This window comes from Methanosarcina barkeri 3 (assembly GCF_000970305.1).
Lineage (GTDB): Archaea > Halobacteriota > Methanosarcinia > Methanosarcinales > Methanosarcinaceae > Methanosarcina > Methanosarcina barkeri_A.
In genome coordinates, this window is the sequence record NZ_CP009517.1 from 4,519,339 (window position 1) to 4,531,897 (window position 12,559).

Consider the following 12,559-nt stretch of genomic DNA (forward strand, 5'->3'; position numbering starts at 1 on the left):
TCTTCTAATACATATTTCTCTTCAAAACATTTTCTGGTGTCTCATCAATCCTCAAAGATTCAATGAGTCTGAATAATTGCAACTGATTTTATACGACATTTTTATTGATCATGTGGCATCAGTACCTTTTTTTATACTTCCTGAGAACCTCACTGTTTACTTCAAAAGCTTTCTCGTCAATGTAACCTTTTTCCTGAGCCCATTCAAAGAATTTTTCAAGGATTTTTACAGCTGTCCCCGTGAATTTCTTGCCTCCTCCGACCTCAACTACATAATCGTCGAGAAATTCCTTAATTCCTGACGGAATGAGATGCTCAGGGCCGAAAATATCGCAGTAACTCTTGTTCTCGTGTTCGTGCCGGGCATTATAAAGTTCCCTGTCTTCTTCAGAAAAAGAATCTTCTGCACTGAATTCAAGGAATTCCTCGTAAAGAAGGATCACATCTTCAAGATCCAGGAAAGCATCCGGTTTCAAGCTAGCTTCCTGTTCATTCAAGAACATCCGAAAAGCTTCATTTATCGTGGTCATAATATCCTGCAGCAGTAGTTGTAATTATCTTTTTGCTGCAAAAGATTTTATATTTTTCTCATTGGCTTTCTGTACATGATTGGAGAAGTGATTTTCAATAGTCAGCTTCTCTAGACGGCATTCAGCAGTATCGAACCTCGTATATTCATAAACAGTAAAAAAAGTAAAATTGAAAAGAGATAAGAAAAAAAGAGGAAAAAAGGAAAAAAGAGGAAAAGAGAAAAGAGAAAAAAGAGGAAGAAAGGAAAAAAGAGGAAGAAAGGAAAAAAGAGGAAGAAAGGAAAAAAGAGGAAGAAAGGAAAAAAGAGGAAAAAGGAAAAAGAGGAAAAAGGAAAAAGAGGAAAAAGGAAAAAGAGGAAAAAGGAAAAAGAGGAAAAAGGAAAAAGAGGAAAAGTTTACATGGATTCTGGAGCTGCAATTCCAAGTGTATCAAGCGAGTTTGCAAGCACAATCCTTGCGCAGTTCACAAGAGCCAATCTTGAAACCCTGGTTTTTTCGTCCTCAGCAGCAATTACAGGGACAAAGCGGTAGAACTGGTTAAAAGCATCAGCGAGTTCACGGGCGTAGATTGCAAGTACATGAGGTTTGAGTTCACGAGCTGCAAGGTCGATTATACTGTCAAACAATGCCATTTTCTTGATAAGATCGATTTCGGTATCCTCAACAAGTAGAGAAGGCTCGATTTTTGCAGAGGGGTCCCAGGCAGCTTCTTCTTTCGCCTTCTCAAGAATACTGCAGGCACGGGCATGGGAGTACTGAATATAGGGAGCACCCTGCTTCTCAAAGTCCAGAGCTTCTTTCCAGTTGAAAACCGTGGATTTTTCCGGAGAGACTCTTACTATATCGTACCTTACCGCACCAATTCCCACCATTTCAGCAACCTGTTTCTTGAACTCGCAAGAAGTCTCTGGACGGCGAGTTTCTACCTGTTCAAGGGCAGCTTCCGTAACCCTGTCAAAGAGATCATCCGCACTTATGAACTGCCCACGACGAGTGCTCATTGAACCTTCAGGAAGGGAGACGAACTCGAAGATGACGACCTCAGGTTCCTTGATCCCAATTGCGTTCAGTGTAGCCCTGAGCTGGCCTGAGATCAACTTGTGGTCAGCTCCGAAAACATCAATTATGCGGTCTACCTGCCCGGCTTTCCATTCATGGTAAGCAAGATCTCTGGTTGTGTAAAGAGAAGTGCCGTTTGAACGCTGGATAACAAGGGTTTTTTTAAACCCGTAGTCGGAAAGGTCTACTACAAGAGCCCCTTTATCCGTTTTAGTCCTTCCGGTCGCCTTGATCCGCTCGACAATATCATGTACTGCGCCTGATTTAAGGAAAGTGGATTCATTGACAAATTTATCATGGACAACATTTAAACGAAGCAAGGTCTCCTTGATTCCGGAAATCGCCAGGGAAACTGCGTTATTGAAACTATCAATCGTCCTGACATCCCCAACTTCTACCTTTTCCATAAGGGCATCGATTTCCTTTACATACTCCGGATTTTTATCCAGCTCGACGTTGGCTTTGATATACACATCAGCAATGGCAGAATCGGGTTTTTTTGAAAGGTCAAGCTCAAAACGTTCGCATGCCCAGGAAACTACTGCAATCTGACGGCCCATATCATTGACATAATACTGTACCTCCACATTGTATCCTGCACGCCTGAGAATACGGGCAAGGGTATCTCCGATAATGGAATTTCGGATGTGTCCTACATGCAGGGGGCCATTAGGATTTGCTGAGGTGTGCTCAAGTAAAATTTTATCCTTTGGGGCTCCACAGCCAAATTTTTCCTCTTTTTCAAGAACTGTAGTAACCGTTCTGTCCAGATAGAGCCTGCTTGCATGGAAGTTAATGTAAGGGCCAGAAGCACTTACTTCTCCTATATACGAACCATCAGGAATTTCGACTGCGGAAACGATACGAGTTGCAAGTTCTTTCGGGTTTTGCTTGTACAGACCTGCCAGTCTGAAAGCAGCCCTGCTTGCGAGGTCAGCGTAAGAAGAGGTTTCGAAATAAAGTTCGGAATCTTCAATTTCAAGTCCGGCCTTTTGGATAGCATCTTTTAAGATTGATGTAGCCTGAGCTTTTAATTCCAGGAACAAGATAAATCACCTATGAAAACTACGAAAACAACGGAATAGCCTTAAGATTACTGAGTTTAACTTATTAGTTCTAATTTACTAAGTTTAATTTATAAAGTTCGATTCGCTACTTTTAATTCAATAGGTTTAATTCACTAGTTTTAATTTACTAAGTTTAATTTATAAAGTTTGACTTACTAGTTTTAATCCTGCAGTTTTAATTCACTAAATCTGATTCACTAAGTTTAATTCTGCAGTTTTAATTCACTAAACTTAATTCACTTAACTTAATTCACTAAACTTAATTCACTAAACTTAATTCAACTGTATTAGTTTGTTTTTGATTTAGTTATTTTAATTTACCAATTATAATCCAGTGATCTAAGGGCAGTTTAATTAAAAAAGTGTTGGATAAAAATTATTGGCTGAAAATTGTTGGGAGAAGTATTTGCTAGGAGTCTGGATGAAATCAGACTCCAGTACTATACCTGAGAATTGCAGCAATGCCTCCGAAAGCGTTCATAAGTTGTGACCCTTCGTCAAAATCAGTAGATACGAAAACAACTTTTGCGTTGCTTTTGTCAGCAAGGGCTGAAAGCTCGTCAACAATGTCAGTAACGTCCGTAACTTCAAGGGAAGCTCCACAGTTTGGACAGTTACCCGTTGTAGGGGCAGATTCTCCGGGTTTCCATCGCCGTGTCCACTTATTTTCATATCCGCAAACGCTGCAACTAGTGGTTACTCTTTCAGCCCGCAGATCTTCGGAAAGCAGAAGCATGTCCACAGCATTGATTTCAAGGTTTGCCCTAACCTGTGTTTCTCCATAGGCTACTTTGCCTGAGTCGGAAATAAGTTCTTTAAAGAAGGCTCTGACAGCATTCTTCTGCCCCATAAGCTCAAGATCCTGTAACTTATCTCCGGCAGCATTCACAAGTTCCGAGAGCCCGGACTCGTCAGTGTAAGCCGTATCAAAGAGCCCAAGAATTTTTCTCATAAGCTCGTGATGCAAGAACTCCCCGGCATAAAATTCTTCCTTCGTAGGAGAAGGGCCTCCTATCAGGATACCTTTGAGATCTTTAGGCTCAACAGCAAGGAAAATTTCACTTGCGGCGTCTCCTATCCTTTTATAGAACTCATGGATAGCAATTAACCTGAGTTGCTGGAAACGATGAGAACTCTGACCACCTTTCCTCTGTTTTCCCGGAACGGTTGAGGTAAGGTTGCGGAAGGCCTGGATCCGTTTTCCGACAAGAAGCCCTACTGTGGCTTCCCTGCGGTCAAGCACCAGAAGTCCAAACGTACCCTTATCCTTGAGCATATCCTCCAGGGGCTCAAGATAGAAAGAGGAGTCGCAGTGATACTTATAAACAGTAATGGGTTCCGGAGGGACAATTACTTCGCTCTCCATGTTCGTCTTGTTGGCCCCAATATCCACGGCCCCTGTGAAATAAACGATCCCGTTTTCAGGAACCTTGTCAAGATATCTGAGCCTTGAAAGGAGAGATTCAATGGCTCCCTGTACGTTAGTCCTGGTAAGCTTGGACTTGATATTTGCAGCCTGTCCGTGCTCGTCTTTTAACTGGTTTGTAACGTCAAAAATTTGCTTGTCAGGCGGGATATAAAGAGAAATCAGTTCAGTACTTCTTCCCTTTTTATCCCTCAGGCTTTCAAGCTTCTTTTTAAATTCGTACTTTTCGTGTGCAGATTGTTCAGTCATTTTAAATATTCCCCATGAAGATAGCAAAACTCTGATATTTCTGGTAAACTTGAGATTGAGTCCATTATTGAATTTTAAATTACCTTTTTAATCGAGATTGATAAATTTAAGATAAATTAACTTAGATTATTGAATAATTTTAAACTGCTGAGCCTGTCGAGGGTTTTAATTGGACTGGTTAGCATTTTTGAAACTTTCTATCAAATTTGAAAATATAAATAAGAATTTCAACTTTGATATTCAAACGAGGCGTCTTCGTAATTTTTATTGCTCAGTCCATTGTTCGTTTAGCTTATCGGTTAATTTAACAAGGGTGACAGAAGATTTGATAATGACAAATCATACAGCGAGGCCCATCTCACCGAAAGCTGAATGTAAAAACCGCTCTGAACACAAAAAACTAAGAGTAAGAATACACCGCCAGGAAAAATAACACTCTGAAACTCCGGGAAAATATTCGGAAATCCCGGAAAAAGCTAGCTCCTTTGCCGCGTAAACTTGTCCTGTTTCGTGCTCTATTGATATCACTAGATGTGAGACATAATTTTACTCAAACTGTAGATGAATATAAAACTGAATAAATTCATGATGGAGTTATACCCTAAATGAAACCTGAGTTTATATTTGTTTCTATTCCCTCGACTTGTTATATATATTTATAAATATATAAAAGTATTTCTGTGAATCCAATTGGTTTACACTACTGATACTAAAGATAAAAACGCGAATTTGGCCAAAGTAGTGAACCTTTTTTGACAGGAGACTTTTTCCCGTTTACAGGAGTTTTTCCCGTTTATAGGAGTTTTTCTCTGTTTATAGGAATTTTTCTCGTTGATAGAAGATTTCTTTCTGTTAACAGGAGATTTTTTTCTTGTTTACAGAAGACTTTCTCCCGTCCTTTGATAACAGGACTACCCTGCTGATTTCAGATTCATCTGCGATTTTATACCCAAGATGTTTTGCAAGTTCCTGTGAAAACTCGATAACCTCTTCATGAGTAGGCATTGCAGAGCGATCAAGCCTGAGTCGCGAGAAACCCAGATGCATATACGCTTTTATTTCCACAAAGTCAGGGGAGGCTTTTTCGATTAGCCTGGCATAATCCTCAGGTTTGAACAAGTTTTCACCTTTCACAAGGGTGGTTCGGATAACTGTCCTTGATTTTTTCTGCTTCATCAAGGACAAAGATTCATTGATCTTTTCCCAAAGGACAGGCGACCTTGGCTGGCAGACTTTCAGGTAAGTCTCAAGATCCGGTGCATCGAGACTCATGTATAACTGAGAAGGGGAAACCTTTGCAAGCATCTCGGGAACTGTGCCGTTTGTGACAAGAAATGTCGTAAAACCTCTTTTTTCATACTCCTCGATAAGTTCCGGGAGATAAGGGTAAAAAGTTGGTTCTCCTGACAGAGAAATTGCAACATTGTTAGGCTCATTACCTTCAAGCCAGCGTTCCTTAAGTGCGTTCGGAGAACCTCCAAAGCCGGTGATTAACTTACGCTGGCAGACAATACTTTCTTCCACAATCTTCTCAGGAGAATCCCATTCCTCAGGTGCAGGAACAGGAACTTCAGTCGGACGCCAGCAGAAAAGGCAACGTTGATTGCACATAAGCGTTGGAGTCATCTGAAGACAGCGATGGGACTGAACTCCATAAAACTTCGATTTATAGCAGAAGCCCTGATCATTCATAGCGTGCCTTAACCAGAGACAGGTCTTAACAGCTGAGTGACGGCCTGCCAGAGCATAGCCCTGCTTTTTCAGGAGAGTTTTAAAATCAGGGATATCAAAAGGAAGCAAAACAGCGTCTTCTTCCCTGTTTTTCTCCCTAACTTCAGGAGAATTTTCCCCGAAATTTTCTTTTTTTTCTTCCATCGGCATTTTCCGCATATTAAATCTTTGTGGTATATATAAGGATCGGAAAATACTTTTGGAGAGAGCTTCAGTGATCCAGTTAAAGTACAGTAACCCAGTTAAAGTACAGTAACCCAGTTAAAGTATAGTAACCCAGTTAAAGTACAGTAACCCAGTTAAAGTATAGTAACCCAGTTAAAATACAGTAATCAAGTTAAAATCGAATAAACTTTGGTGAAAGTTTAAAAATTAGTCAAAAGCAAGAATCTTTACATCGAAATTCTCTAGATCCACAATTGGAACCCTTGCAGGAACAGGCACTAGATTTACACGTTTCTGAAACTCTGTCTGGTCCTGCCAGGTTCCGGAATTGACCAGAAGGACATTTTTATAGCGCTGGACTCCCAGGGTATGGACGTGGCCCGTATGAATAATATCAGGTACAGGATCAATTATAAAGTAATCCTTTTTCTCAGGGGATATGGAAACTCTACTCCCGTAGGTCGGGGCAAGATGCCTGCGTTTCAGCATTTCAAGAACTGCCCCAGCAGGCTCCTGATACGAGACTCCGGGGACACTCGCCACAAGATCGTCAATTGATCTGCCGTGGTAAATAAGAAGACGGACACCGTCAAGCTCCATAAAAGCAGGGTTACCAACAAAAACAGTATTCTCAGGGAAATATGCCTGAATATTTTCCGGTAAGGCAGGCTGGGGTTCTGCCTGGCGAACAGCATCGTGATTGCCTGGACTTATTATAACACGAATGTGTTCGGGAATTTCCCTGAAATATTCTGCAGCCTTCTTATACTGTTCGTAGACATCCAGAATGTCAAGTTCCAGTTCCTGGTCAGGATAGATCCCTATCCCATCAACAATATCTCCTGCAACAACAAGATAACGAACACTGGCTGCAATTTCCCGCATATCATCTGAATCCGATTCTCCCTTCAAAAAATCCAGGAAGTCCAGCCAGGCATCTTCCAGAAACTTGGAACTGCCCACATGCACATCCGAAATAAGTACAGCTTTCCCATGGCTTCCGGTTCTGCGCTGAATATTATTCGGGACATCGGGTTGTATTAGCTTTGTTGCCAGCATGAGGCTTCCGTCATTGGTTATCGAACCGGCCACCCCTATGACCTCATCAAGGAGAATTCTTGATGCAAGTTCAAAAAGCTCTTTATCGGAATTTCGAATAAGGACTGAAAAAGAACCTGTCGGGTCTTCCAGAGAAAGAATTTTATGACCATTTGTTGTGCTGTTGATATCCGAAACCATACCTATAATCGAGATTTCCTCAGAACCTGCATCTTCTCTTCTGCGAAAGTTTCTTCTTTTCAAGCTTTCGATAGGGCGTGCGTTAATTCTCCCCCGAATAATCTCCGAAAGCCTGCTATATCTATCCCTGAAATATTGTACAAACTGCATATATTCTCCGACACAGGTTGAGTGGCCTGTTATATCTGAGACTACGGTCACAGGATTTTTACCTGGGTAGTGTTTGTACTCGTCCCTTGAACTCGAAAATATTCCTCTTTCAGAAGAGGAGGAAGATTGCTCTGTCCTGAAAATCCGATTTGAAGAGGAGGATGGAAGAGAGTTTTCCTGTCCGAAAAAGGGAGAATTTGATCTGTTTATAGCCTGGGAGGAACGAGATAAGAAAGTCAGAGGTTCTGCCTTCACCGAAGAAAGGGAGTCTGAGGCAAGATAGGAGGCTGAAGTTTGGTCAGATGGAGTTACACTTGATTTAGTGTCTAGAGTGTTTGGAGTATCCAGAGTGTTTGGAGTATCCAGAGTGTTTGGAGTATCCAGAGTGTTTGGAGTATCCAGAGTGCTTGGAGTATCTAGAGTGTTTGGAGTATCCAGAGCTGGTTCATAAGCAATATCCTGAAGCATATCCTGAACTGGAACAGAATCTGGAACAGAATCTAGAACAGAGTCCTTAGATGATTTTATAATTGGGTCAGGAGCTGCAGTAACAATATCGGGCTTTAAAGAAAGAGCAGGCTCTGATAAGGAATCGGGCACTAAAAGAGAGTTAGGTTTGGAAGATGGATTGTTTGATCTGGAAGAAAGTATGGAAGCACCGGAAAAAATTTTCCTTTTTTCTGTACAAAAAACATGTACTTTATCTGAAAGCGACTCACCTGCTGAAAAAGCAGCAAAGCCTTCAAGATCTATATGTTCGCTCCCTATGACAATAACAGAGTCATTTACAGTTGAAAGGACATATCTGAGTAGGGCTTCGGGAGAATTACTGGAACAAATAAGTTCTACAGCCTCAGGGCTGATCTGATACTCTTTTTCCATAACAACCCTTATAATATCCTTTCTGTCCATGATTCCAGCCTGACCTTTCGAAACTGTCCTGAATTCTTCTAAATTTTCATGCGATCTGGTATACTATAACCAATCTCATTCAAGACTTGTAGAGACTAAATCAAAAGCCTGTTTAAAATATAAAAACTAATAAGATACGAAATTAATGTACTAAATTTAGTTTGTTATCATAAAGAAGATTTTATAAAATCTTTGTACGCTCGATAGATTACTTATAGTTATTAATTCCTATCTATTGTAGAATAGAGTACTAGTTCCTATGTAATGAGGAATGAGTATTAATTCCTATGTAATGTAGAACAATTCTGTTCAGCGTGTATTAAGAAACAATAAGAAAAGAAACAATAAGAAACAACAAAAAGTTTAAATAATCAATAAAAAATATTAAAAAATAGATAAATTAATTAACAGACTTAGTTGAAAAACGTCAATTGAAAACTAATATAAAGTAAAACAAGTCTTCAGTGTCATTGAGAAGGCTCAATAAAGAAATTTTTACTAACTTATATAAGTCAGAAAAATAGAATGTAGGGCTAAAATAGTTTTACGGCTGTATTATACTCTGAAAATCGTAATAAGTCCCTGAACAATAATATTTAGCCAAATAAGATCTCGAGTAGGACAAAATTGAATGGAATATAACACAGCACCCTAACATCTATAAGAATAAAATCAAAAGAATAAAGGCTTAACATGAGCGAGATTAATAAGGAAAAAAGTGTCCAGGAACAAGAAAACACCTGGGTTTCCCTTGGAAAGGACTTGCTGTCTGTTGTAGCTGTCGTGATCATTTTCATGGTTATTTCCAAGCTGGCATTCGGACTCTGGACTCCGATGGTTGCGGTGGAGTCGGGGAGTATGGAACCGCATATGCAGATAGGAGACATTATTTTCATCAAAAGTATCGATAAAACGAATATTACCACGAACGAAGAAGGGAAAAACACAGACTATAAGTCCTTTGAAAATTATGGGAATGTGATTCTTTATCGCCCGTATGGAGAGGAAGGAGCAACTCCGATAATTCATAGGGCTATGTACAGAGTGGAAGCTGGAGAACCGATGTGGAAAGGCGGTCCACCTGCTCCTTATTCCGGTTATATTACTAAAGGAGATAATGTTATAACCAATAGTCACTATGACCAGGAAGGACAGATAAGTTATAATATGCCTGTAAAAGATGAATGGATTATAGGGACTGCGCAGTACAGAATTCCTTATCTGGGATATGTCAGATTGCTCTTCTCATGAATCAGATTCATATATGAATCTCAACATATCTTTTTGAATCCCTGAATCAGTTTTTCTTTATTAACTGGTTTCAGGCACTCTGTTCTTTATTTCTTGCATCTCCAAGTATATGGATTGTATTTTTACTTATTATATTCTTAGTTACGTAAACTCCTGGTTGCGTAAATTCCTAGTTGCGTAAACTTCTGATTGCACAAACTTCTGATTGCGTAAGTTTTGGGCTTCAGTGTATTAGAGAGAACTAGAGAGAACTCACATAAATATAAAGAGTTTAGGAAATCAAAAGAAGATTAATAAATCACAAAAGGTTTCAGTTACAGAAGGCTAGCGATAGCAATTTTTAAGGAAGCAGTTCCAAAACAGATAAATAAGGGAAAGGAATGAGAAAAACACCAGGAAAATAATTTAAAAAACAGTTAAAAAGGTCAAAAACGATCAAAAAACAGGAAAAAATCAGAAAAAAGAAAAAGACGACTAAAAACAATCTAAACCGAAGATAATTGAAGACAATTGAAGACATTGAAGGCAATCGAACTAGAATCAAACATTCAGAAATCATTGGAAAAATGAAACTTAATAAATTAAAAATCGGCAAAACCGAAACATCTGGAAACCTTCTTCTTGCACCTATGGCAGATGTGACAAATCTGGCTTTCAGGCTGCTCTGCAGGCAGAATGGAGCTGACCTTACATATACTGAGATGATCAGCGCAGATGCCTTGCTCAACGAAAATCGAAAATCTATTCTCAAAGGGCTGTCGTCCCCTGAAGACCGACCTTTTGGAGTTCAGCTTGTAGGAAGTTCTCCAGAGAAACTGAGGGAAGCTGCACTTTTTATTGAAGACGAGTACAAACCTGAACTCATCGACGTGAATATGGGCTGCCCTGCAAAGCGAATTATAGGGACAGGATGCGGCTCGGCTCTTCTCAACTCCCAGAAACTTGTATATGAAATTATCTCTGAGCTGACCGGTGTGCTGAAGACTCCTGTAACTGCAAAAATCCGTATTCTGAGGAGTGAGGAAAAAACCCTCGAAATTGCACGCCTGATCGAAGAAGCTGGAGCTTCGGCCCTGACTGTACATGGTAGGAGGGCAGAGCAGATGTACTCCGAAAATTCAGACCTTACAGCAATAAGAGCCGTTAAACAGGAACTTTCCATTCCAGTAATTGCAAATGGAGATATAAGGGATGAGGAATCTGCCGAAGCTGCCCTTGATTTTACTGGCTGTGACGGGCTTATGATCGGCCGCGCAGCAATGGGAAATCCCTTTATCTTCAGAAGGATAAGGCATTATCTGGAAACCGGAGAAAGGCTGGAACTTGACAGACAAGTCCGGCAATTGGAGGACTTTGAGAATTATATTGCCTTACTTGAAAAATATGATCTCCAGACGTCTACAAATCTAAGAATGCATGCTCATTGGTTTACAAAAGGGTTGCACGGCTCGCGGCAGATCAGGGAAAAGATTAATAATCTGAAAGATGGAAAGGCGATGATTGAGTTAATAAAGGATTTCTCTAGGGAGAAATATTAAAGTATCCCATATTTTTAGAGAGATGATTGTTTACAGTTATTATCCAATAAAAACGTATGCTTAAGACAGGTTAACCTGAAAATAATAAATATAATAAATTTAAAAAAATAATTGTAAATTAGAAATATATAAAGAATATATTTCAATTCACCGAAAACCTAATAATATTCTACACTATTATCCATGAACTATCAGGCATAAAACAGTGTGAACCTAGAATTAAAAATAAATCTTTCAATAATAATTATAATTCATGATATGAAAGAGATCCAGGTTAACAATTTACCATATAGGTTTTTGGATCCCCGGCATGAATGTACATGTCATACTTATTATATTAGAATAATGCTTGAAGAAAGAGTCAGATGCTGTTATTGTTCTGACAAAGTAACAACGCTGATTATGTCTGATAAAGTAAACAAATGCTGATTATGTCTGATAAAGTAAACGAGTGCTGATTATATCTGACAAAGTAAATAAATTGGATAACATCAGGTCAATTCGTTTATTATTCGATTAATAGCAGTGTGCCAGACAGCTAATTAAAACTTGCCAAACAGACTGCCGAGAACAACAAAAATACAGACAAATTCGAAAAAAACTCGAAAAAATTCGAAAATATTCGAATATGTTCGAAAATATTCGAAAATGTTCGAAAAACAATAGATAAAATTTCATTAAAAGGAGAATCTAAATGAAGGAAATCAGAATACACGGTCGAGGAGGCCAGGGTTCTGTTACCGCGGCTGAAATGCTTTCTGTTGCTGCTTTTGAAGATGGAAAGTTTAGCCAGGCCTTCCCCGCTTTTGGGGTAGAGCGTAGAGGTGCCCCAGTCCAGGCATTTACAAGGATTAACAATAATCCTATCAGGCTCCGAAGTCAGATTTACACTCCGGATTATGTTATTGTCCAGGATGCAACTCTGCTTGAAACTGTTGACGTTGCAAGCGGGATAAAGGATGACGGAATAATTATTGTTAACACAACCGAAAAGCCGGAAAGCCTGGAACTCAATACAAAAGCCAGGGTTATGACCGTGGATGCTACCAAGGTAGCAATGGATATCATAGGTGTTCCTATTGTAAATACTGTCCTCCTTGGAGCTTTTGCGGGTGCAACCGGAGAAATCAATGTCGAATCAATCCAGCATGCAATAAGGGCTCGTTTTCCAGGAAAGGTAGGAGAAAAGAATGCAAATGCAATTCAGAAGGCCTACAATCTTATCAGGGGGGAAGAAGCGTGA

At 39.7% G+C, this 12,559-nt stretch carries 8 protein-coding genes; 3 read left to right on the forward strand and 5 right to left on the reverse strand.

The genetic code is table 11. From position 1 onward, the window contains the following. Nucleotides 1-118 precede the first annotated feature (118 nt). The 5 genes from MSBR3_RS18530 to MSBR3_RS18555 form a co-directional block, all read right to left on the reverse strand. On the reverse strand, nt 119-529 hold the full coding sequence (locus MSBR3_RS18530) for a hypothetical protein (RefSeq protein ID WP_048109754.1): 411 nt from the start codon (nt 527-529) through the stop codon (nt 119-121). Between the two features lie 395 nt (nt 530-924). Beyond that, nucleotides 925-2,634 carry an arginine--tRNA ligase gene (gene argS / locus MSBR3_RS18540; RefSeq protein WP_048109755.1) on the reverse strand — a complete coding sequence of 570 codons (1,710 nt, stop codon included), beginning with the start codon at nt 2,632-2,634 and terminating at the stop codon, nt 925-927. A gap of 448 nt (nt 2,635-3,082) precedes the next feature. Further along, nucleotides 3,083-4,330, reverse strand: a complete 1,248-nt coding sequence (gene prf1, locus MSBR3_RS18545) for a peptide chain release factor aRF-1 (RefSeq protein ID WP_048109757.1) — start codon at nt 4,328-4,330, stop codon at nt 3,083-3,085. 852 nt (nt 4,331-5,182) lie between these two features. Continuing rightward, nucleotides 5,183-6,211: a 4-demethylwyosine synthase TYW1 gene (gene twy1 / locus MSBR3_RS18550; protein ID WP_048110702.1), complete on the reverse strand. Its 1,029-nt coding sequence runs from the start codon at nt 6,209-6,211 to the stop codon at nt 5,183-5,185. 222 nt (nt 6,212-6,433) lie between these two features. Continuing rightward, nucleotides 6,434-8,527 carry a DNA-directed DNA polymerase II small subunit gene (locus tag MSBR3_RS18555; protein ID WP_048109759.1) on the reverse strand — a complete coding sequence of 698 codons (2,094 nt, stop codon included), beginning with the start codon at nt 8,525-8,527 and terminating at the stop codon, nt 6,434-6,436. 693 nt (nt 8,528-9,220) lie between these two features. On the opposite strand from MSBR3_RS18555, the gene MSBR3_RS18560 reads away from it, so the two are divergent. The 3 genes from MSBR3_RS18560 to MSBR3_RS18570 all read left to right on the forward strand — a co-directional run bounded on the left by MSBR3_RS18560 (nt 9,221) and on the right by MSBR3_RS18570 (nt 12,559). After that, nucleotides 9,221-9,778: a signal peptidase I gene (locus tag MSBR3_RS18560; RefSeq protein ID WP_048109761.1), complete on the forward strand. Its 558-nt coding sequence runs from the start codon at nt 9,221-9,223 to the stop codon at nt 9,776-9,778. A gap of 566 nt (nt 9,779-10,344) precedes the next feature. After that, nucleotides 10,345-11,316: a tRNA dihydrouridine synthase DusB gene (gene dusB / locus MSBR3_RS18565; RefSeq protein ID WP_048110703.1), complete on the forward strand. Its 972-nt coding sequence runs from the start codon at nt 10,345-10,347 to the stop codon at nt 11,314-11,316. 694 nt (nt 11,317-12,010) lie between these two features. Next, complete coding sequence (locus MSBR3_RS18570; RefSeq protein ID WP_048109763.1) at nt 12,011-12,559, forward strand: pyruvate ferredoxin oxidoreductase subunit gamma; 549 nt, start codon at nt 12,011-12,013, stop codon at nt 12,557-12,559.

What these genes read in the sequence shown, in the direction of transcription:
- MSBR3_RS18530 (WP_048109754.1), bottom strand. Translation starts at nt 529, where the DNA reads ATGACCACGATAAATGAAGCTTTTCGGATGTTCTTGAATGAACAGGAA.
- prf1 (WP_048109757.1), bottom strand. Translation starts at nt 4,330, where the DNA reads ATGACTGAACAATCTGCACACGAAAAGTACGAATTTAAAAAGAAGCTT.
- twy1 (WP_048110702.1), bottom strand. Translation starts at nt 6,211, where the DNA reads ATGCCGATGGAAGAAAAAAAAGAAAATTTCGGGGAAAATTCTCCTGAA.
- MSBR3_RS18555 (WP_048109759.1), bottom strand. Translation starts at nt 8,527, where the DNA reads ATGGACAGAAAGGATATTATAAGGGTTGTTATGGAAAAAGAGTATCAG.
- MSBR3_RS18560 (WP_048109761.1), top strand. Translation starts at nt 9,221, where the DNA reads ATGAGCGAGATTAATAAGGAAAAAAGTGTCCAGGAACAAGAAAACACC.
- dusB (WP_048110703.1), top strand. Translation starts at nt 10,345, where the DNA reads ATGAAACTTAATAAATTAAAAATCGGCAAAACCGAAACATCTGGAAAC.
- MSBR3_RS18570 (WP_048109763.1), top strand. Translation starts at nt 12,011, where the DNA reads ATGAAGGAAATCAGAATACACGGTCGAGGAGGCCAGGGTTCTGTTACC.